Origin of the sequence: Caulobacter sp. Root487D2Y, assembly GCF_001427165.1 — a bacterium.
GTDB lineage: Bacteria > Pseudomonadota > Alphaproteobacteria > Caulobacterales > Caulobacteraceae > Caulobacter.
This window is the reverse complement of the sequence record NZ_LMFD01000014.1, coordinates 100,816-122,203: the sequence shown is the minus strand read 5'-3', so window position 1 is coordinate 122,203 and position 21,388 is coordinate 100,816. Positions and strand designations below refer to the sequence as shown.

The window sequence follows — 21,388 nt, the reverse complement described above, 5'->3', positions numbered from 1 at the left end:
TCTCGCTCTAGCTGCCCTTCACGTCCTTCGCCGCCCGGGCCAACTGCACGAACTCGGCGCGCAGGCCGTAGGGATCCTCGCCGCGCGCGCCCTGGGCCAGGCCGGTGACGGCGTCCCAGTCGAAGCCGGCGTCGATCCAGGGATCGCCGCGCAGCTTCTGGCCATAGGCGGCCACGGCCACCGCGAAGCGGGTCGACTCCGGCGCGGCGGCCAGGCTCGGACGCACGTCGCCGGCGCCGATCGGGCGTTCGATCAGTTTCGAGGTCGAGCCGCCTGGAGGCTTGTAGCGGATCTTCAGGAAGGCCAGCTCGCTTCCGCCCGCCGCGGGAGGCGGGGTGGCGCCGTAGCGCAGCGGGTCGGACGAGGGCCTGGCCCCGGCGGGGGTGATCTCGTAGATCGCCGTCACCGCCGCGCCCGAACCGACCTCGCCGGCGTCGACCTGGTCGTTGTTGAAGTCCTCGCGATTGAGCAGCCGGGTCTCGTAGCCGATCAGCCGGTATTCGCTGACCTTCGCCGGATTGAACTCGACCTGGATCTTCACGTCGTCGGCGATCGGGAACAGAGCGCTGTCGAAGTCGTCGCGCAGCAGCTTGCGGGCCTCCTGCAGGCTGTCGACATAGGCCGCCGTTCCGTTGCCGTTCTGGGCCAGGGCTTGCATCATCGTGTCATTGTAGTTGCCGCGTCCGAAGCCGTAGACTGACAGATAGACCCCGCTCTTGCGCTGGTCGGCCACCAAGTCCTTCAGGCGCGCCGGCTCGGCGATGCCGACATTGAAGTCGCCGTCGGTCACCAGGATCACCCGGTTGACCGCCTTGGGGTCGAAGTTCTGCTTGGCCAGGTCGTAGGCCAGTTTCAACCCCTGGCCGCCGGCGGTCGAGCCGCCCGAATGCAGCGCCGTCAGGGCGCAGCGCATCTTCAGCTTGGAGCGTCCGTCCGTGGGCGACAGCACCGCCCCGGCCGAACCGGCATAGGCCACCATCGCCACGCGGTCCTGCGGCCGCAGCTGGTCGATCAGCACGTTCAGCGCCTTCTGGGCCAGCGGCAGGCGGTCGGGACCGGACATCGAGCCGGAGGTGTCGATCAGGAACACCAGGTTCAGCGGCGGCTGGCCGGCGCGCGGCGCGGCGTAGCCCTGGACGCCGATGTGCAGCAGCTGACGGTCATTGGACCAGGGGGAGGGCACGACGGCCACGGTCGCCTTGAACGGCTCGTCCTTGGCGGTCGGGCGGGCGTAGCCGTAGTCGAAATAGTTGACCAGCTCCTCGACCCGGACCGCGTCACGCGGCGGGGCGGCGCCTTCGTTCAGGAACCGGCGGACATTGGCGTAGGCGGCGGTGTCGACATCGATCGAGAAGGTCGACACCGGCTCCTCGGCCACCCGCTTGATCGGGTTAGCCGCCGCGCCGGGGTATTTCTCGGTGTCGCGGGCCGGCGACGGGAAGTTGGGCCGAACGGACGGGAAGGCGCCGATGTCCGCCGTCGCGCCGCTGTAAGCCATCGGAGCCGGGGGCGGCGGGAGCGGCGGCGGCGGACCCGCGAAGCGTTCCTGGACCGGCGGGATCGGCAGCGGCGGCGGCGCGACGCCGGTCGGGGCGTACTGCGTCAGGGCGCTTCTTTTTCGGGCCTGGGTGGTCGTGAAGCTGTCTTGTCGCTCGGGCGGGGCATAGCCGAGGGCCGCGCAAGCTTCCGGCGTCGCGGCCCCGTCGCCGCGCGAAGGCGAGGCAAGGCTCGGGGCGGTCGTGGAACTGGCGATCAAGAGCGAAAGAGCGGTGGAGCCGAGGACGCGAACGAGACCTGACGCCATGACCTGAAATCCTCCCAGGGTTGCGGATCAAGCTGGCGCGCCCGTTGTGGCGAAAGCTGGGCCATGACTGAAAACCCAGGGATTCGCCTGAGGCGAGAATCCTTCTGTGGGCATCTTCGAGACAGTCTCACGAACGACGTTCCGCGAGCTTGACAGTCTCTACGGCCAAGCACATGAGTGATTTGTAAATCATGGTTAACGGCGTGCTGAGGGGGAGCGATGCACGAGACCAGCAATGCTGTTTCTCATCTCGCCGCCCTCAAGCGTGGGCTGGCCTATCTGGTCGATAATCGCGCGACGCTGCTCCGCCGCCTGCCGGTCGGAGCCGTGGTCGCCGCGGTGGTGATTCCGCTCGTCGGCTGCGACACCGGACCCAGCTTCCTGTTTCACAAGCGCGCCAGCGCCTGTCCCCGGCCCCAGGCCGCGCAGGGGGTTTCCGGCCAGTTCAATCAGCAGCAGCAGGAAATCCGCGGCCTTCGCCAGGGCGGCTTCCGCGGCGACTTCTTCGCTCAGCTCGAGCTGGCCCGTCGCTACGAGGGCCAGCGCGCGGTCGACAAGAATCTCGAGGACCCCGTCGAGGCGGCGGTCTGGTACGCCATGGCTCTGGCCAACGCCGGCGGCTATTCGCCCATCGCCGCCTACGAGCGTCGCGGCGGCAAGGACCAGGGACCGCTGTCGCGATTCGACGATTGCCGGGCCTTCGAACGCCACGCGGCCTACGGCGCCCTGGACCGACTTTTGTCGCGCATGTCGACCGAGGAGCGCGAGAAGGTCCGCAACCGCGTGATCTACATACTTTCCACCCAGGGGGCCGACGGCTACCGGGCCCTGGCGCGCATGCATGACGGCTTCTTCGGCCCGTTCGGCGAGCCGTCCGACAATCTGCAGGCCATCGAGGCCTACGGATCGCCCAAGCGCACCGGCGCGCCGGCCGCGCTGGACCTGTTCCGCCGCAACGACGTCGACGCCTATCTCTACAATTACCTGGCCGTGCAGACCGGGGACGTGTCGGCCTATGTGATGCTCAAGGACTTCGAGCGCTCGTCGCCGCAGCGCGCGTCCTACGGCGGCTTCGTCGAGACCAAGGCCAAGCGCTGGATCCCGCCCTACGAATTCTACCCGCCTGAATCGCCCGACAGCGGCGTTCCGCATTCCGACGAGAGCGATCCGTCGGGCGACGCCAAGGAAGCGGCCCTGGCGCGGCTGAACGAACTGCCGTTCGTGCACATCGGCGAGGCCCTGACCTATCTGCGGGTGATCCCGGCGCCGCTGCTCGACGAGCGCATGCTGAGCACCAACGAAGCCCAGACCTTCCAGTCGATGATCGGCCGTCCGGTCACGGGCCGCCTGTCGGGCATCGAGAAGGTCCGCGCCATCCAGTACGCGGCGGTCAACGGCTCCTCCAAGGCCCAGCTGGTCCTGGCCGTGATGTATTCCGAAGGCGTGGGCGTGCCGCGCGACTATGCCCGGGCCTATCACTGGTACGAGGAGGCCGAGCGCCAGGGGTCGGCCGAGGCCAAGTACGCCATGTCGACCTTCTTCTCGCTGGGCCTGCAGGGCGTGGCGGACCAGGACCGGGCCAAGGCCGTGGTCTACCAGCTGGACGGGGCCCTGGCCGGCTTCAAGCCGTCGGTCTGGCGGCTGCAACAGCTGCTGTCCCAGGTCTCGCGGCCGCCGCGCGCCGCCGGCGAGCCTCGGCCCCAGCCCTATGCCGAAAGGGACTATCGATGATCCGCCTCCGCACGCTTGTCGCGGCCCTGGCGGTCTGGGGCCTGGCGCTCGGCGTCGCGCCGCAGGTCGCCGTCGCGGGATCGCCCGACGCCAAGATCGACCAGCAGATCCGTCCGTGCTTCGGCCTGCTGCTCGATCCGAACCTGTCGGCCGGCTGTCGGACCAGGCACTATCGCAAGCCCAGGCCGCGCTACGGCCCGGGTTACGACTACGGCCGGGGCGGGCGCTATCACGCCGTGGTGGACTGCGGCCGGGCCTATCCGGGCGAGGTCAGCGACGCGCTGGAGCGGCTCCATGAAGGCGGCACCCTGACCCTGCGGTCGCGCGGCGGCCGGGCCTGTGTCGACTCCCTGAACATCACCCGCTCGGTCAACATCGTCGTCGAGGGCTACGTCCCGTCGCGCGACCGGCCGATCCTGGTCGCGCCGGTCGATCAACCCTGCATCCGGATCGCGCCCGGCGTGGCCTATGTGGTGATCGAGGGCGTGGGCATCGAGGCCACGCGGGCCGGGTCCGCCTCGTGCATCACCGGCCGCGCCACCGAGCTGGCCCTGAAGGACGTGGTGATCCGCTACGACGGCGAAGGTTCGGCCCTGGACCTGAGCGACAGCCGCCTGGAGGTCGCCGACACCACCTTCATCGGCCGCACCCGTCAGGCGGTGGTCAAGGCGACCGGCACGGTCATGGCCGACAATGTCGAGGTCGCCGCCACCGCCATCGGCGCGGCGTTCGAGGCCGGCGACGACAGCCGCATCCGCGACATGCGGGTCATCCGCCTGGGCGACTGGACCGGCTCCAGCCGCAGCCGCAACTCGGCCGGCTTCGTGCTGGCCGGCATGAACCGCTCGCAGCTGGTGCAGATCGAGGGCCTCTATGTCGACGGCTTCTCGCGCGGCATCTATGTCGGCGGGGGCGACGAGACGACCCTGCTGCGGCCCGTGGTCCGCGACAGCGACTGGGCCGTGGTGCTCGAGAACGCCGACCTGAGGGTGCTGGAAGGCAAGCTGGAAGCCACCGACGTCGGCATCTATGCCGGTTCGGGCACGGTCTACGCCTCGGACAACGCCATCGCCGGGGTGATGCGCGCCGGCCTGTTCGCCGACAACGGCGCCAAGGTTCGGGCTCGCGACAACCGGGTCTACGCAAAGCCCGGCGGCTGCGAGGCGCTGATCACCGGTTATTTCGACGGCAAGCTGACCTGTCAGCCGTGGTTCGAGGGGCCAGAGCTGTTCCGCACGCCCCGCGACCGGGCGCGGCAGGACTTCGACGGCTACTGGCCCGCGGCGATCGTCACCGCCGACGTCGCGACGCCCGTCCTGGCCGGCGCCCCCTCGGCCGGCGGCCCGGTCGGTCCCGGTTCGCCGCAGCCCTATGTTCCATCCAATCCTCAGCAAGGGGGATCTCCGCGATGAGCAAGCTCGCCGTCGGCCTGATGGCCGCCCTGATCGCCTCCACCAGCCTGGTCGGCGTCGCCTCGGCCCAGGGCCCGGTCGGATCCGGCCCTGGCCCCGGTCCCGCCAGCCGCCCCATGCCCTGCGGCGCGCCCCTGACCGGCGAGGCGCCCGACGTCATGACCTTCGACCGCGCCACCGGCACCCAGGTGTTCGTGGGCGGCAAGGGGCAGACCGAAGTCAGCGCCTTCAACCGCGACACCGGCTCGTCGGCCGCCCTGCGCGGCGATCTCAGCCGGCCCGGCGTCACCGAGTCCTGCGCCGTCGACAAGCTGTCGGGCGACGCCTACCGCGTCAGCTCGCAGGGACCCGGGGACATGCAGGTCACCGGCCGCACCGGCGAGACCGGCGAGCGGTGGGCGTACCGCGCGCCGGACGGTTCGACCCAGTATTGGGACCCGCGCGGCGACAATAACTGCTTCCGCCAAGGCCTGGGCCTTGGGGCGAACGGCGGTCTGGGCTCGGGTCCGCGCGGCGACGGACGCCAGGGATGCTGAGGACGGGGCTGCTTCTCGGCGGCCTGGCCCTGGCGCTTTGCGCCTGCGGGCACCGGTATTATCCGCCGCCGCGCACGCCGCCCGTCCCGGCGCCCGACATCTCGCGCGTGACGCCGCCGCCGCCACCGGTCGATGTGATTCGGCCGAAGGTCTGAGCCTGTTCCAACCCTCTCCCATGGGGAGAGGGAGGGGCCCAAGCGAAGCTTGGGAGGGTGAGGGGGTTCTGAGCCAGACGGCGTGCCGACAGGGCGCTCGCGTAAAAGCGGTGAGGGTGTAACCCCTCACCCTCCCACGCTCTTCGAGCGCGGGTCCCTCCCTCTCCCTCTGGGAGAGGGCGTTTAAGGCGCCACCGTCGACAGGAACTTCGGGTCCTTGCGCTTCATCGTCGCCTGCTCGTAGGCGAAACCCAGGTTCAGCAGCGACGCCTCGCTCCAGGCCGGGCCGATGAAGCTGAGCCCCACCGGCAGGCCGCCGACATCGCCCATCGGCACGGTCAGGTGCGGGTAGCCGGCCACGGCGGGCAGGGTGGTGGACGAGCCGCCGTAATGGTCGCCGTTCAGCGGATCGATGGTCCAGGCCGGCCCCGTCGTGGGGGCGACGATGGCGATCGCGCCGGCGTCCTTGAGGATCTTGTCGATCCCTTCCGGCCCGGCCAGTCGCTTTCCGTCGGCCACGGCCTTGATGTACTCCGGATCGTCATAGCCCTTGGTGGCCTGGGCCTTTTCGAAGCTTTCCTGGCCGAACCATTCCAGCTCCTTCGGGGTGGCCTTGTTGAAGGCGATCAGGTCCTCCAGCGTGCGGGTCTTGACCTTGTTCGGGTCGGTCGAGGCCAGGTAGGCGTTCAGGTCGACCTTCAGCTCGGTATAGAGCACCACGCCCTCGGCCTTGCCGATCGGGCCCTCGTCGAAATCCTTGACCTCGACCAGGGTCGCGCCCTGAGCCTTCAGGTCCTTCAGCGCCTGTTCGAACACCGCGTCCGTGCCGGGCGAATAGCCGGTGTAGAAGCGGGCGACGGCCAGGGTCACGCCCTTCAGGGCGTTCTTGTCCAGGCCCTTGGCGTAGTCGGTCTTGCGGGCGTCGGCCTCCTTGGTCGCCGGGTCCGCCGGATCGGAGCCGGCGATGGCGGTCAGGATCAGGGCCGCGTCGGTGACCGTGCGGGTCATCGGGCCGGCGGTGTCTTGGCTGTGGCTGATCGGCACGATGTGGGTGCGCGACACCAGGCCGACGGTGGGCTTGAGGCCGACCAGGCCGTTGATCGCGGCGGGACAGGTGATCGAGCCGTCGGTCTCGGTGCCGATCGCCGCAAGGGCCAGGCCCGCCGCCACCGCCGCGCCCGAGCCGCTGGACGAGCCGCAGGCGCTGCGATCCAGCACATAGGGGTTGCGCACAGTGCCGCCCACCGCGCTCCAACCGCTGATCGAATGGCTGGAGCGGATGTTGGCCCATTCCGACAGATTGGTCTTGCCCAGGATCACCATGCCGGCGTCGGTCAGCCGCTTGACCAGCGGCGCGTCGCGGCCCGTGACATTGTCCTTCAGCGCCAGCGAGCCGGCGGTGGTGGCCGTGTCGTCGGCGCTCTCGATATTGTCCTTCAGCAGGATCGGCACGCCGTGCAGCGGTCCCCGGACCTTGCCGGCCTTGCGCTCGGCGTCCAGCGCCCGGGCGTCGGCCAGGGCGTGCGGGTTCAGGGCGATGACGGCGTGGAGCTGGTCATTCTTGGCCTTGATCGCGGTCAGCGACGCTTGAGTCGCCGCGACGGCGGAGGTCTTGGCCTCCTGGGCGTTTGTCGAGGTCGCGAGCAACGCGGCCATCGCGCCGCTGATCAGCAAGGTCTTCCGGATCACGTTTCACCCCCGAACATGCGTGACCCTCAGATGAACACCGCCACGTTCTGGCGCGCAACGATCAACGGCGTTCCGGCCCCGTCCCAGAGCGTCATGTCCTGGGTCGAGTAGCCGTCGCCGATGGTTTCCGCCCGGCTGCGCAGCAGTCGCCAGCCGTCGTCGTGCTGATCCGGCAAGCCCACGATGTCGAGAGCCCAGGTCATGGTCGAGATCGGCCCGAAGGTCGGGAACAGGGTCATGGCGGGCGGCGGCGGCGTGTCGGCCAAGGCGACCAGGGCCGACAGCGAGCGGGCGGCCGGGTCGCGGTGGCGGATCCACAGCAGATATTCCGGGGCGCCGCCCGACAGCGGCCGCGCGCCGCCGGCCATCCGCACCTCGAACTGGCCCACGAAGCTGGGGCCGCCGCGGTCGCCCGGGAAGAAGGGCTCGCAGGCCTCGGGCCGGGCGATGGCGGGGCAGGGAACCTCGCCATAGGCCACCACCGACGCCCGCGCCGCGCCGAAGGTCAGCACGCCGTGGGTGGCCACGCCCTGCTCGCCCAACAGGTCGACGGCGACGAACAGGGTCGACTTGCCCTGGCGCAGCGGCTTGACCTGGATCGACAGCTCGCCCGCCGCCGGTCCGACGAAGGCGAACTGGGCCGAGCGCAGGGGCGGGGCTTCGGGGAAGGTCCGCTGCGCCGCCTCGACGCACAACGCCGCGCTGAGCCCGCCATAGGTGGTGCGGCCCTGGCGCCAGTCGTCGGTGACATGGGCGGTGAAGCCGGCGTCGGTGGCGGTCATGGCGGCCATCAGGTCGGTGTAGGCGGTCACGCTGGGACTTTCGGTTGTTTCGTGTGCGAAGGTTCGTCTTCTTTCGCTACGGAAGTCAAATGAGGAGCTTCGTGCGGCGAACACTTGCCCCCTACGGACCGCTTCGCGGTCGTCTTCCCCCACAGGGGGAAGAGGAGTCGGCGCGAACCTCCGCCCCCTATGGGGGCGGACAGACCGCGAAGCGGTCAGGTGGGGGCAAGTGGGTGTGATCTCACGTTAAATCGGAGGCCAACATGAATCGTTTCGTCGTGATCTCCGGCTGCTCGGGCGGGGGCAAATCCACCTTGCTGGCCGCACTCGCGCAACGCGGCCATGCCGTGATCGAGGAGCCCGGCCGGCGGATCGTGCGGGAGGAACTGGCGGGCGGCGGCGCGGCCTTGCCGTGGGTGGATGCGGAGGCCTTCGCGCGGCGGGCGGTCGCCATGGCCCTGGCGGACCGGACCACGGCCGAGGGGCTGGACGGCTGGGTGTTCTTCGACCGGGGCCTGGTCGACGCGGCGGCGGCCCTGGAGCAGGCGACCGGCGAGGCGGTGCTGGAGCCGCTGGGCCGCGCTTATCGCTTTCATGAGCGGGTGTTCCTGACCCCGCCGTGGCCGGAGATCTACGTCAACGACCCCGAGCGGCCCCACGACTTCGAGGCGGCGCGGGCCGAATACGAGCGGTTGCTGGAGGCCTACGAGCGGTTGGGCTACGCGGTCTCGATCCTGCCGAAGATCGATGTGGCCGCGCGGGCTGGGTTCGTGCTTGAGGCCTTGGAAATCTAGGGCGGACCGGCACGCATGCGGAAGCGAAAGCCTCGTCCCCCAGGTTGTTTTGGCGACAAGCTCAGGACGAGGTTTTCCACTGCCACGGCCCGTACAATAGTCCTCATCCCGAGCTTGCCGAAGGGCGAGGACTACGCACGGCGTTGAAGGCTGACGCCAGCGAGCCTACTGGCCCTTCAGCTGGCGATCGAAGAACTCCAGGTGCGTCTTCAGCACATGCAGGCCCTTGGTCTTGCTGCCGGGCGCGCTGTGGCGTTCGCCCGGATAGAGCATCATCTCGAACGGAATGGCGTTCTTCTGCAGGGCCGCGATCAGGCGGGTGCTGTTTTCGAAGATGACGTTGTCGTCGGCCATGCCGTGCAGCAGCAGCAGGCTGTTGGGCTTGAGAGCCTTCAGGCGGTTGACCACGTCCGAATTGGCGTAGCCGTCCTTGTTCTCGTCGGGCTTGCCCATGAACTGCTCGGTGTAGTGCGTATCGTAGAGGCCCCACTCCGTGGGCGGAGCGCCCGCGGCCCCGGCCTTGAACGGGGTGTCGGGGGCGGTCATCAGCATCAGGGTCATGAACCCGCCGTACGACCAGCCCATCACGCCCAGCTTCTCGGGATCGACATAGGGCAGGTCGGCCAGGAACTTGGCGCCGGCCAGCTGGTCCTCGACCTCGACCGTGCCCATGCGGCGGTCCAGGGCGCGCTTGAACTTGGCCGAGCGGTTGGTGCTGCCGCGATTGTCCAGCTTGAAGATGACGTAGCCGTCCTCGAGATACGGACGCTCGCCGACCTTCTGCCAGGACCGGCTGACGGTCTGGGCGTGCGGGCCGCCATAGACCGAGACGATGGCCGGATACTTCTTGGCCGGATCGAAGCCGATCGGCTTGAGGATCTCGTAGTGCAGGACCTCGCCGTCGGCGGCCTTCAGCGTGCCGTACTCGGGAACGGGCAGGGTGGCGGCGTAGGGCCAGTAGGGGTGACCCTCGGCCAGCTTGTTCTCCTCGATCCAGCGCACGCGCTTGCCGGTCGCGTCATAGAGCGCGGTCTGGGGCGGGGTCTTGGGATCGCTGTAGCCGGCGGTGAAGGCGCCGCCGGTCTCGGCGACCTTGGCGGTCCACCAGCCGCCGGCCGGGGTCAGGGCCTTGGGCTTGCCCGGTTTGGCGTAGGAGACCTCGTAGATGCGGCGCTCGAGCGGGGTGTCGATCGAGGCCGAGAAGATCGCGACCTTGCGGGCCTCATCGACGCCTTCCAGATCGGCGACGGGCCAGTCGCCCTGGGTGACCTGGGCGATCAGCTTGCCGCTGGCGGCGTAGTGGTAGAGGTGCTTGTAGCCCGACTTCTCGGACGACCACAGGAAGCTGCCGTCCTTCAGCGGATGGAAGTCGTCGGAAAGCTCGATCCAGTGGGCGTCGGTGTCGGTGACGATCGTCTTGCCCTTCACCATCGGGTTGGGGCCCTTGGCCGGGTCGTAGGCGATCAGCTCGACGGTCTTCTGGTCGCGGGTCTGGCGCTGGACGTACAGGGTCTTGCCGTCGGCCGACCAGTCGACGCGGGCGACATAGATGTCCTTGTTGGGTCCGAGGTCGATCTGGACGACCTTGCCGGTGGCCAGGTCCTGGACGAACAGGTCGACCACGGCGTTGGGGCGGCCGGCGCGCGGATAGCGCTGCTCGACCACCGTGGCGCCGCCTGGACCGATGTCGGCCCGGGGGACGACGTCGACGGTGCTTTCATCGACGCGGGTATAGGCGATGCTGGTTTCGTTTGGGTTCCACCAATAGCCGGTGAAGCGGTCCATTTCCTCCTGGGCGACGAACTCGGCCGTGCCGAACGACAGGGCGTCCTTGCCCTCGGTGGTCAGGGCCTTCTCGGCCCCGCCGGTCGCTCCCCCGTTCAGGGGCTTGATGTAGAGGTTCTGGTCGCGGACATAGGAGACGAAGCCGCCCTTGGGCGAGACCTTGGCGTCGACCTCGTCGCCCGGGGTCTGGGTGACGCGCGTGACCTTGCCGTCGGCGACGCTGTCCAGATAGAGGTCGCCGTCCAGCGGCACCAGGATGAAGCGGCCTTCCTCGTCCCAGCTGTATTCGACGATGCCGCGGGCCGAGACGCGGGCCCGTTCGCGGCGGGCCTTCTCGGCCTCCGACAGTTCCTTGGCGCCGGCCGACAGGGCCGCCGAGTCGATCAGGCGATAGGGCTCGCCGCCCTTGACGTCGGCCGCCCACAGATCCTGGACGTTGGCCGCCTCGGCCTTGCCCTTCAGATAGGTGACGCGCTTGCCGTCCGGCGACAGGGCCACCCCCTTGGCCGTGGGGCCGTTCAGGGCCGGGTCGGCGAAGATCCGCTCCGGGGTCAGTTTTTCCGCCATCACGGGCGAGGTCAGGGCGAGGCAGGCCGCGATGGCCAGGAGCGAGGGTCTGATCATGGCGCGGGACGCTATGGGGAAGCGCGACTGTTGTCAGCAGGGAAAGTTAGATCCTCCCCCCACGGGGGAGGTGTCGGCGAAGCCGACGGAGGGGGAGTTTGCGTAAGGTGGGTCTGCTTCCCCCACCGGCGCCTTCGCGCCGCCTCCCCTACGGGGGGAGGACCTACTCCACATGAACGTGCCGTAATCCTTATCCCGCGTCCGTGATCCGATGTGATCGCCCCATGATTGCGTTGCGCCGCAGCATGCATACCTGAAGCTTGGCCGCTGTTTCATGGAGCGATGATCGCTTCCCAGGCGGCCATATGGGGCTACCTAAATGTCTAACGTCATGGCGTTGGGACCGCTTGTCGGTTCGGCGCTTTTTGTCGTGCTCGCTTCGGCGGTGTTTGTCGCGCTCTCGGGCATGGTCCGCTACATCGGCAACAACCGCGTGGCGGTGGTCGAGAAGCTGTGGAGCCGGCGCGGTTCGATTGCCGGCGGCCTGATCGCGCTGAAGGAGGAGGCCGGCTTCCAGCCCGACGTCCTGCGCGGCGGCCTGCATTTCTTCTTCCCGTTCCAGTACCGGCTGCACGTCCAGACCCTGGTGACGATCCCGCAGGGGCGGGTCGGCTATGTCTTCGCCCGCGACGGCGCGCCGCTCGAGGCCGACCAGACGCTGGCCACCCATCCCGACGGCGTCGACTTCCAGAACGCCCGCGCCTTCCTCGAGGCCGGCGGGCAGAAGGGGCCGCAGCGCAAGATCCTGCGCGAGGGCGCCTACGCCATCAACCTGGCCCAGTTCGTGGTGGTGACCAAGGACCGCACCTTCGCGCTCAGCCTGGACCGCGACGAAGCGGCCCTGCTGGCCCAGATGGCCGAGATCATCGAGGAACGCGGCGGCTTCGAGCCGGTGGTGATCAAGGACGCAGACGACCAGATCGGGGTGATCACCGTCCACGACGGCCCTGGACTGCCGTCGGGCGAGCTGATCGCGCCGCTGGTCGGGACCGACCCCGAGGATCACGCGACCTATCACAACAGCTTCCAGGAGGCCGGCAAGTTCCTCGCCGCCGGCGGCCGCAAGGGTCGCCAGCTGCAGGTGCTGGTCGAGGGCACCTACTACATCAACCGGCTGTTCGCGACGGTCGAGCGGATCAACAAGACCGTGGTCGAGGTCGGCCAGGTGGGCGTGGTGGTGTCCTACACCGGCGCGCTGGGCGCCGACACTTCGGGCGAGGGCTATCGCCACGGCGAGCTGGTGGCCAACGGCGAGCGCGGCGTGTGGCGCGACCCGCTGCTGCCGGGCAAGTACGCCTTCAACACCTATGCCGGCCGCGTGACCATGGTGCCGACCACCAACTTCATCCTGAAGTGGGAGACGATGGCCGTGGGCTCGCACAAGTTCGACGAAAACCTGGCCGAGGTGTCGCTGATCACCCGCGACGCGTTCGAGCCGACCCTGCCGGTCTCGGTCGTGGTCCACATCGACTACCGCAAGGCGCCGCTGGTCATCCAACGGTTCGGCGACATCAAGAAGCTGGTCGAGCAGACCCTGGACCCGATGGTCAGCGCCTACTTCAAGAACATCGGCCAGACCCGCACCCTGATCGAACTGTTGCAGGACCGCAGCGCGATCCAGAGCCAGTCGAGCGAGGAGATGAAGGCCAAGTTCGGCCTCTATAACCTCGAGCTGCAGGAGGTGCTGATCGGCACGCCGCGTCCGTCGGCCAGCGGCGACGACCAGATCGAGAAGATCCTGACCCAGCTGCGCCAGCGGCAGATCGCCGACGAGCAGGTCGGCACCTACGAGCGGCAGAAGTTCGCCGCCCAGAAGGAGCGCGAGCTGCGCGAGGCGGAAGCCTTCGCCAAGCAGCAGACGGCGATCACCGAGAGCCAGCTGTCGATCCAGGTGCAGCAGAACGCCGGTAAGGCCAACCTGGCCCGCTCGGAGCAGGAGGCCCAGCAGCGCCGGACCCTGGCCAAGGCCGACGCCGACGCCATCCGGCTGCTCGGCGAGGGTGAGGCCGGCAAGGTCGTGGCCCTGGCCCGGGCCGAGGCCGAGAAGGTGACCAAGGTGGGTCTGGCCACCGCCGAGGCCATCGCCAGCCAGGTCGAGGCCTCGGGCGGCGCCCGCTACCAGCTGGCCCGCCAGGTCGCCGAACGCTTCGCCCAGGCCCTGGAGACGAGCGGCGTCGACGTGGTGCCCAAGGTGTCGATCACCGGGGCCGGCGGGGAGGGCGGCGCCAACGGCGGCGTTATGCAGGCCCTGCTGACCCTGCTGATGTCCGAGAAGCTGGGCCTGGCGGTCGACGCCGCCCCGGTTCAGTACGAGGAGGAACAGGCCTAAGCGGGAACGCATGGGGCGCGGCGGGTGCGTCAGCTCGCCGCGCCCGGCAGGAATCGCTTGCAACCCCATCCATGTTAGCGGTAACAGACACCCGTGAGGCGCCGAGCGCCTCTGCCCTTCTGGGCGTTTCCTCCCTAATGACTTCAAGCCCGGTCTTTTGGCCGGGCTTTCTTTTTGCGCGCGCGGAAAAGTGCTAGCCGTTGGGAACGTCTGAAAGGGTGTTCCATGAACGCTGGAAAACCGCTCAAGAAAAGCGAAGTGCTCGAGGTCCGTCTCCCGCACGAAACCAAGACCGCCTTCATGGCGCGATGCCGCGAGACGCGGAGCACCGCCAGCGAGGCCGTCCGGATCTTCATCGACCGGGAACTGGCCGGCCGCGCGACCAAACCCAGCCGGTCCAACCTCGTCTGGCGCGTCCTGGCCGCCGCCCTGGCCGGCCTGGCGGTCGGCGCGGTCGCCGCTCCCTCGCTGGCCCGACCGATCGCGGCTCACGCGGCCTTCGATCGCCTGGACGCCAACCACGACGGCGTTCTGAGCCTCGCGGAATTCAGCCGGCGCTGAGCTGGGGACACGCCGCAAGGGCATGTCCCCGGCCGCTATTGGATCGGTTTTAGAAAGCGGTCCAACTGCAAGTTCAGCCACGTCCAGGGCTTGAGAAGCGCGGCTCCCGAACGCCAGGACAGCAGCACGAACTTGGCCCTGCCGACCAGGTTCTCGGCGGGCAGCAGGCCCACGCCCAGTTCGCGGGGAAAGCGGCTGTCCAGCGAGTTGTCGCGATTGTCGCCCATCACGAAATACTGGTCGGCCGGGACGACATAGACGTCCGTGTCGTCGCCGGGCTGGCCGGGGCCGCCGTCGTAGGTGACGTAGGCTTGGCCGTTCGGGGCGCGCTCGCCGATCGCCAACACCCGCCGCTGCGGCGCGTCGTGGTCCCGGGTCACGCCCAAGGGCGTCCGCGGGATGGCCTCGCCATTGACGAAGACCTGAGCGCCGCGGACCTGGACCCGGTCGCCGGGCAGGCCGATCACGCGCTTGACCCAGGTCTGGGCGGGATCGCGCGGCAGCCGGAACACCACCACGTCGCCGCGCTTAGCCGAGCGCCCCAACAGGCGTCCCTCGAACAGCGGCGGGTTCAGGGGAAACGACGCGCGGCTCCAGCCATAGGCCAGTTTCGAGACCACGATGTAGTCGCCCGTGACGAGGCCCGGCTCCATCGAGGACGAGGGGATGGTGAAGGGCTGAAAGACGACGACCCGCAAGGCCAGGGCGATGGCGAGGCCGGCGCCGGTGGTGCGGACGATCTCGATCACCTCGCGCCGAACGCTTGCGGCGGCGTGACGAGGAGCGGGGGAGGGGGAGGGTGTGTCGGTCATGCCCAGAGGACGGCCCGCCTCGCCGCGAAAGGCCAGAAAAGCCGTGTCGGGACAGTCGTGAAATCTTGTCCGGACACGAAAAGGGCCGGGATCGCTCCCGGCCCTCCGTCTGTTCGCTGACGCCGCGCCTTAGAACTGCTTGCGGATCGTCAGATAGGCCTGGCGCGGGGCGCCCGGCAGCAGGGTCATGGCCTGGCCGGTCGGGTCGGCCTTGGCCGCGCCGCCCGAGCCGACCGTCGAGATGTAGTCCTCGTCGGTCAGGTTGGTGATGTTGGCCTGGATATCCAGGCCGCGCAGCCAGGCGTTGGTCTCGCCGTCGAAGCGGTAGCCCAGCGTCAGGTCGGCCACCGTGAAACCCTCGACGTGGCCGCCGTTGTTCTCGAACGTATACCAGCGCGAGCTGGTGTAGCTGACGCCGAGATTGGCGAACACGCCCGTGCCCTTGTCATAGCTCAGCACCGCCTTGAACAGGTGCTCGGGCGTATAGATCACGTCCTTGTCCTTGGTGTGCATGGCCACCGCGCCGCCGGCGCCGGGGACATCGTCCTGGTAGGTCGAGCCGTTGTAGGCGTAGGAGCCGTACACCGACCAGGCGTCGGTCATCAGGAACTGACCGGCCAGCTCGACGCCCTGGGTCTTGACCGAGCCGACGTTCGACAACACCGCCGGCAGGCCCAGGATCGGCGGGGCCGTGCTGGCGCTGTCCAGGCGGTTCTCGAAGTCGACGTGATAGAACGCGGCCACGCCCTGGAAGCGGTCGGTCTTGTAGCGGACGCCGCTTTCGAAGGTCTTGGAGGTCTCGGGCTCGAGGTTGTCGCGGATGTAGTTGACGACCGACTGGTTCTGCGAGGCGAACGGACCCGAGGTGGCGGCCGAGACGAAGGCGGCCATGTTCTCGGTATAACCACCGAACAGCTCGATGCCGTTGTTGAAGTTATAGACGACGCCCACCTGGGGCAGGAAGCTGTCCTCGGACTGGATCTTGCCGTTCACGGCGCCGACGACCGAGGTCACCTCGTTCTCGACCTTCAGGGCCTTGAAGCCGAAATTGACCTTCAAGGCGTCGTTGATCGTCCAGACGTCCTGGATGTAGCCGGTCGTGGTCTTGGTGTTGAACTTGTACTCCCACTGCGTGAAGAACGGGTTGGACTGGAAGTCCAGCGGGTCGCGCGACGGAGCCGCCAGGGTCTCGGCGTAGAACCGGCGGGCCTGGTGGAAGTCGTTGTCCTCGGTCCAGAAGCCGGCGCTGATCGCATGCCCGCCCAGGTCGACATAGACGTTGCCGATCAGGCCCTTGCGGTCGATGTCGTACTCGGTGGTGCGGATCGACAGCGGCGCGGCGGTCGAGCCGGCCGTGCCGTAGCCGGGGCTGACGGTGTAGGGCGTGTACCACAGGCCCTGGCCTTGGTTCTTGTGGCCGTAGCCGGTCAGGTCGAAGCGGGCTGTCTCGCCCAGGTCGTGCTTGAGGGCGACGGCGTAGAGGTCGTCGTCGCGGATGCCGGCGCCGGCGTAGTAGGCGTCGTCAGGCGTGGCCACGCCGTACTGGGCGTAGGGGTTGGTCCCGACGCCGGTCCAGTAGCCGCCGCTCAGGATCGGGTTGGGGCCGGCGTAATAGGCCGGGTTGTTGAGCACGGCGCCGACGCCGGTCGCCTTGTTCCAGTCGGGCTGGAAATTGTCCCAGTCGCGGCCCAGGCGCTTGATCATGTCGAACGACATGTCCTGGTAGTCCTGTTCGCGACGCTCGGAGTGGTTCCAGAACGCGGTCAGCGAGCCGGTCTCGCCCAGGGGCAGCACGAGCTTGGCGTCGTACTGGCGCTGCTTCTGCTCGCTGCCGCCTTTCCACTTGTCGGCCTTCTGGTCGACCGCCGAGACATAGCCGCGCAGGCCGCCCAGGCCCTCGATGGCCCCGGTGTCGAGCCGGCCGAACACCCGGTGCATGTTGTCCGAGCCGACGGTGGCGTTGGTCTGGACGTGGAACTCGCGCGACGGGTCGCGGGTGAAGAACTGCAGCGTGCCGCCGAGGTTGCTGGTCGAGGCAGTCGACAGCGAGCCGGCGCCCTGTGCCAGCTCGACCTTGCCCAGGTCCTCGCTGGTGACCGCGCGGCTGACGTGCAGGCCGTTGTAGTTGCCGTAGCTCATGTCGCCCAGCGGCACGCCGTCCAGGGTGAAGCCCAGGCGGCTCTGGTCGAAGCCGCGGATGGCGACGCGGGTCGACCACTCGTAGGCGCCGAACGCGTCGGCCGATTGGAAGCTGACGCCCGGCAGCTTCTCGACGGCGCGCAGCGGGCTCGAGCCGGCGGCCAGCACCTCGATCTGGGTGGTGTTGATGGTCTGGACCTGGCGGCTCTGGCCCTGGCCCAGCACGATGACGGCGTCGACTTCGTTGGCGTCGGCCTCGCTGGCGTTGGGAAGGGCCGCGGCGGCCGCGGGCGCGGTTTCGGCGGCCAGGGCCAGGAGCGGCGCGGCCGACAGCAAGGCGCACAGGGCCCCGCCGAGCATCAGGTGTCGTTTCATGATTTGGATCCCCACGCCGACGCTCAAGGGAGCGGCGCCGGCTTGGAGAGCTGCGGTAACAGCGGCCGGCGACAGCGCGTCGACAGTTTGGTGTCGGGTTTCCGACGGGTCGGTGACAACCGGGTGACGGGCTGTTGCATGCGCGCGCCGGCCGGGAACATTGCGGAATCCCGTCCCGGAGGCTATCTGAGCGCCCGACCCCCGATCCCCCGCTCCAGCGAGAACCGACGCCCCCCATGGCTCAGCAATATATTTTCCAGATGCAGGGCCTGACCAAGGCCTTCCCAGGCGGCAAGAAGATCTTCGAGAACATCTGGCTGTCGTTCTATTCCGACGCCAAGATCGGCGTGGTGGGGGTCAACGGTTCGGGTAAGTCGACCCTGCTGAAGATCATGGCCGGCCTGGACGACCAGTTCTCGGGCGAGGCCCGCGCCGCCGAGGGCGTGCGCCGGGGCTACCTGCCGCAAGAGCCGGTGCTGGACCCGACCAAGGACGTCTGGGGCAATGTCATCGCCGACTGCGAGGACAAGCAGATCTTCGACAAATACAACGAGGCCGCCAACAAGCTCGGCGAGGAATATTCCGACGAGCTGATGGAGGAGATGACCAAGCTCCAGGAGATCATCGACGCCCGCGACCTGTGGGACATCGACTCCAAGGTCGAGATGGCCATCAACGCCCTGCGCTGCCCGCCCAACGACGCCAGCATCGCGGACCTGTCGGGCGGTGAAAAGCGCCGCATCGCCCTGGCGCGCCTGCTGCTCAGCAAGCCCGACATCATGCTGCTGGACGAACCGACCAACCACCTGGACGCCGAGTCGGTGGCCTGGCTGCAGCACCACCTGGAAAGCTTCCCGGGCTGCGTGATCCTGGTCACCCACGATCGCTACTTCCTGGACCAGGTCACCAAGTGGACGCTGGAGCTGGATCGCGGCAAGGGCATCCCCTACGAGGGCAACTATTCCGGCTGGCTGGAGCAGAAGCAGAAGCGCGTCGTTCAGGAGCAGTCGGAGTCCGAGTCCCGCCAGCGCGCCCTGACCCGCGAACTGGAATGGGTCCGCAGCTCTCCCAAGGCCCGTCAGTCCAAGTCCAAGGCCCGTCTGGCGTCGTACGAGGAAATGGTCGCCGCGCAGGAGAACGCCCGCGCCGCCCAGACCCACGCCCACATCCAGATCCCGCCCGGCCCGCGCCTGGGCAACGTTGTGCTGGAAGTCACCGGCCTGGAGAAGGAATACGGCGACAAGGTGCTGTTCAAGGACCTGTCGTTCAAGCTGCCGCCCAACGGCATCGTCGGCGTCATCGGCCCGAACGGCGCCGGCAAGTCGACCCTGTTCAAGCTGATCACCGGCCGCGAGCAGCCCGACCAGGGCACGGTCAAGGTCGGCGAGACCGTCAAGCTGTCCTATGTCGACCAGTCGCGCGACGCGCTGGACGCCAACAAGACCATCTGGGAAGAGATCAGCGGCGGCACCGACGTGATGATCGTCGGCAAGCGCGAGATCAATTCCCGCGCCTATGTCGGCAGCTTCAACTTCAAGGGCGGCGACCAGCAGAAGAAGGTCGGCCTGCTGTCGGGCGGTGAGCGCAACCGCGTCCACCTGGCCAAGACCCTGGCCACCGGCGGCAACCTGCTGCTGCTGGACGAACCGACCAACGACCTGGACATCGAAACCTTGCAGGCCCTGGAAGAGGCTCTGGAAGAGTTCGCGGGCTGCGCCGTGGTCATCAGCCACGATCGCTGGTTCCTGGACCGCCTGGCGACCCACATCCTGGCCTTCGAAGGCGACAGCCACGTCGAATGGTTCGAAGGCAACTTCGAGATGTACGAGGAAGACAAGAAGCGCCGCCTGGGCGCCGACAGCCTGATCCCCAAGCGCATCAAGTTCCAGAAGTTCGCGCGCTAGACCGCGGGCGCTTCGGGAGAAACATCGGACGGGGCGGCCTGCGAAGGCCGCCCCGTTGTGGTTTGGGCCGAGCCTACTTCGGTTCGGTCGGCGCGCCGGGCGTCGTGGTCGAGCCGGGCAGGTTCGAGCCCGGCGCCGGCGTGCCGGACTCCGGCATGGTCGGCGGCGTGGACGGCATGCTGGTCGAGGAGTCCGAGGGCATGCTGGTCGAAGCCGGCGGGTTCACCGAGGTGTCGGGAGCCGGGGTGGTGGTCGTCGTGGTCGTCGTGGTCGACGTCGTGGCCGAGGTGTCGGCCGACATGCCGGTCGAGGCCGAGCCGCTCCACCAGTCCTTGCTGGCCCGCGCCTTGGGCGAGGCCTTCAGATAGGCGTCCAGCTGGGCGTAGGGGATCGGCTGCGACGGACCGGCCACGACCCCGGAGGCCTTGGCTTGCGGCGCGGCCGAAGCGGCGCCCGAGACGAGCGCGGCCAGCGCGACGCCGGCGGCGAGCGTTCTGATCATCATGGGACTATTCTCCAGGCCTGGCGCGCCAACAGGACGCGTCGGCAGAAGAAACCCCTCGGCGCGGCGCCGGTTCACAGCTTGGCCTTTCGCGGCCGTGCTCGGGGACGTCAATCGATCACTATCGCGGGACCTGACCGGCAATGGCGTTCGTTAGGAACTGGAGTAGCTTGATCCCGCCACACTGATCCCGATCTTTCAGGAACAGGTTGCGGATGCGCGGCTCGCGAGTCGCGCGCGTTGTCCGGGATGGAGAAGACGAATGCCTCAAACCCCCGCCGAAAAGCCCCACATCGCTCTTTCGCACGAGATGCTGACGCCGTTGCAGCCGCTTCTCGAGGGGGCGTACCAGGTGCACCGGCTGTGGGACTATCCCGACCGCCTGGCGTTCCTGGACGGGCCGGGGCGCCAGGTGCGGGCCATCGTCCATGCGGGCGAGATCGTGCTGGCCAAGGATCTGCTGGCCGAGATGCCCCGGTTGGGCCTGATCGCCTGCGTCAGCGTCGGCTATGACGGCGTCGACGTGCCGTGGTGCAAGCAGCACGGCATCGCCGTCACCCATTCGACCGGCCTGAACGCCGCCGATGTCGCCGACCACGCCGTGGGCCTGGTGCTGGCCGCCTGGCGCGGCATCGTCGAGGGCGACCAGAAGCTGCGCAGCGGCCACTGGACCACCATGGAGCGGATGAGCCCTCGCCACGGCCTGCGCGGCCGCAAGGCCGGGATCGTCGGCCTGGGCCATATCGGCGAGGCGGTGGCCCAGCGCCTGGAGGCGTTCGAGCTGAAGGTGTCGTGGTGGGCGCCGCGTCCCAAGGAGACCGAACGTCCGCGCGCCAAGACCTTGCTCGATCTGGCCAAGGACAGCGACATCCTGGTGGTCTGCGCCCGTCCCGACGCCACCAACCGCCACATGATCAACCAGGCGGTCATCGAGGCGCTCGGGCCGCAGGGCCTGCTGGTCAACGTGGCGCGCGGCTCGCTGGTCGACGAGGACGCCCTGATCGCCGCCCTCAAGGACGGCCGGCTGGGCATGGCGGGGCTGGACGTGTTCGACCACGAGCCGACGCCCGCCTCGCGCTGGGCGGGCGTGCCGCACACCGTGCTGACGCCCCACACGGCCGGCGCCACCCTCGACAGCATCCCGGCCATGGTCGGGCTGACGGTCGAGAACCTGCGCCGGTTCTTCAAGGGCGAGGCCCTGGCCTCGCCGGTGGACGTCTAGGCCGGAAAGGGCGTGGCGAACGGCTCGGGCGCCAGCCGGAGGCCGTTCGCCAGCAGGCTGACCGTCCGGTAGAAGCCGGCCAGCATCATCAGCTCGATCCGGGCTTCCTCGTCGAAGGCCTCGGACAGGCGGGCCCACAGGGCGTCGTCGACGTCGGCCCTGGCGTTGACCGCGTCGCAGAACGTGATCAGCAGCGCCTCGCGCGGCGTCCAGCAGGCGGCGATCCCCGGGG

The 21,388-nt window shown here is 68.6% G+C and carries 15 protein-coding genes and 1 pseudogene; 8 read left to right on the top strand and 8 right to left on the bottom strand.

The window, feature by feature from the left end; all coding sequences use genetic code 11:
* Nucleotides 1-7: 7 nt before the first annotated feature.
* A complete protein-coding gene (locus tag ASD38_RS20905; RefSeq protein ID WP_056463117.1) occupies nucleotides 8-1,804 on the bottom strand; it encodes a vWA domain-containing protein in 1,797 nt (598 codons plus the stop codon).
* A 219-nt stretch (nucleotides 1,805-2,023) separates the two neighbouring features.
* Between ASD38_RS20905 and ASD38_RS20900 the strand changes: the two genes are divergently transcribed.
* The 3 genes from ASD38_RS20900 to ASD38_RS20890 are packed head-to-tail and all read left to right on the top strand — an operon-like array spanning nucleotide 2,024 to nucleotide 5,483.
* Complete coding sequence (locus ASD38_RS20900) at nucleotides 2,024-3,535, top strand: tetratricopeptide repeat protein (RefSeq protein ID WP_056445819.1); 1,512 nt, start codon at nucleotides 2,024-2,026, stop codon at nucleotides 3,533-3,535.
* Nucleotides 3,532-4,947, top strand: a complete 1,416-nt coding sequence (locus tag ASD38_RS20895; RefSeq protein ID WP_056463114.1) for a hypothetical protein — start codon at nucleotides 3,532-3,534, stop codon at nucleotides 4,945-4,947. The genes ASD38_RS20900 and ASD38_RS20895 overlap by 4 nt, the downstream gene beginning before the upstream one ends.
* Nucleotides 4,944-5,483, top strand: a complete 540-nt coding sequence (locus ASD38_RS20890; protein ID WP_056463111.1) for a hypothetical protein — start codon at nucleotides 4,944-4,946, stop codon at nucleotides 5,481-5,483. Before ASD38_RS20895 ends, ASD38_RS20890 begins: the two co-directional genes overlap by 4 nt.
* A 338-nt stretch (nucleotides 5,484-5,821) precedes the next feature.
* Here the strand turns inward: ASD38_RS20890 and ASD38_RS20885 are convergent, their stop codons facing one another.
* Together ASD38_RS20885 and ASD38_RS20880 are read right to left on the bottom strand one after the other, a co-directional pair.
* A complete protein-coding gene (locus tag ASD38_RS20885; protein ID WP_162252154.1) occupies nucleotides 5,822-7,294 on the bottom strand; it encodes an amidase in 1,473 nt (490 codons plus the stop codon).
* Between the two features lie 59 nt (nucleotides 7,295-7,353).
* Nucleotides 7,354-8,139: a thioesterase family protein gene (locus ASD38_RS20880; RefSeq protein WP_056463108.1), complete on the bottom strand. Its 786-nt coding sequence runs from the start codon at nucleotides 8,137-8,139 to the stop codon at nucleotides 7,354-7,356.
* Nucleotides 8,140-8,372: 233 nt separating this feature from the next.
* Here ASD38_RS20880 and ASD38_RS20875 point away from each other — a divergent pair, with 233 nt between their 5' ends.
* Nucleotides 8,373-8,903, top strand: a complete 531-nt coding sequence (locus ASD38_RS20875; RefSeq protein ID WP_056463104.1) for an AAA family ATPase — start codon at nucleotides 8,373-8,375, stop codon at nucleotides 8,901-8,903.
* A 165-nt stretch (nucleotides 8,904-9,068) separates the two neighbouring features.
* Here ASD38_RS20875 and ASD38_RS20870 read toward each other — a convergent pair whose 3' ends face one another.
* On the bottom strand, nucleotides 9,069-11,312 hold the full coding sequence (locus tag ASD38_RS20870) for a S9 family peptidase (RefSeq protein ID WP_056463101.1): 2,244 nt from the start codon (nucleotides 11,310-11,312) through the stop codon (nucleotides 9,069-9,071).
* Nucleotides 11,313-11,631: 319 nt separating this feature from the next.
* Between ASD38_RS20870 and ASD38_RS20865 the strand changes: the two genes are divergently transcribed.
* On the top strand, nucleotides 11,632-13,641 hold the full coding sequence (locus ASD38_RS20865; protein ID WP_156390819.1) for an SPFH domain-containing protein: 2,010 nt from the start codon (nucleotides 11,632-11,634) through the stop codon (nucleotides 13,639-13,641).
* A gap of 225 nt (nucleotides 13,642-13,866) precedes the next feature.
* Entirely contained in the window at nucleotides 13,867-14,202 is a 336-nt protein-coding gene (locus ASD38_RS20860) for an EF-hand domain-containing protein (RefSeq protein ID WP_056463097.1), read from the top strand.
* Between the two features lie 35 nt (nucleotides 14,203-14,237).
* Here ASD38_RS20860 and lepB read toward each other — a convergent pair whose 3' ends face one another.
* Together lepB and ASD38_RS20850 are read right to left on the bottom strand one after the other, a co-directional pair.
* A complete protein-coding gene (lepB, locus tag ASD38_RS20855; RefSeq protein WP_056463094.1) occupies nucleotides 14,238-15,014 on the bottom strand; it encodes a signal peptidase I in 777 nt (258 codons plus the stop codon).
* 129 nt (nucleotides 15,015-15,143) lie between these two features.
* Nucleotides 15,144-17,528: a TonB-dependent receptor gene (locus tag ASD38_RS20850; RefSeq protein ID WP_056446274.1), complete on the bottom strand. Its 2,385-nt coding sequence runs from the start codon at nucleotides 17,526-17,528 to the stop codon at nucleotides 15,144-15,146.
* 236 nt (nucleotides 17,529-17,764) lie between these two features.
* Here ASD38_RS20850 and ettA point away from each other — a divergent pair, with 236 nt between their 5' ends.
* A complete protein-coding gene (ettA, locus tag ASD38_RS20845) occupies nucleotides 17,765-19,432 on the top strand; it encodes an energy-dependent translational throttle protein EttA (protein WP_056445788.1) in 1,668 nt (555 codons plus the stop codon).
* 73 nt (nucleotides 19,433-19,505) lie between these two features.
* On the opposite strand, the gene ASD38_RS20840 is transcribed toward ettA, so the two are convergent.
* Nucleotides 19,506-19,937: a hypothetical protein gene (locus ASD38_RS20840; protein ID WP_056445785.1), complete on the bottom strand. Its 432-nt coding sequence runs from the start codon at nucleotides 19,935-19,937 to the stop codon at nucleotides 19,506-19,508.
* A 259-nt stretch (nucleotides 19,938-20,196) separates the two neighbouring features.
* Between ASD38_RS20840 and ASD38_RS20835 the strand changes: the two genes are divergently transcribed.
* Nucleotides 20,197-21,156: a 2-hydroxyacid dehydrogenase gene (locus ASD38_RS20835; RefSeq protein ID WP_056463091.1), complete on the top strand. Its 960-nt coding sequence runs from the start codon at nucleotides 20,197-20,199 to the stop codon at nucleotides 21,154-21,156.
* Here ASD38_RS20835 and ASD38_RS24795 read toward each other — a convergent pair.
* Nucleotides 21,153-21,388 (bottom strand): annotated as a pseudogene (locus tag ASD38_RS24795) (hypothetical protein); the annotation flags it as partial. The gene ASD38_RS20835 and the pseudogene ASD38_RS24795 overlap by 4 nt on opposite strands.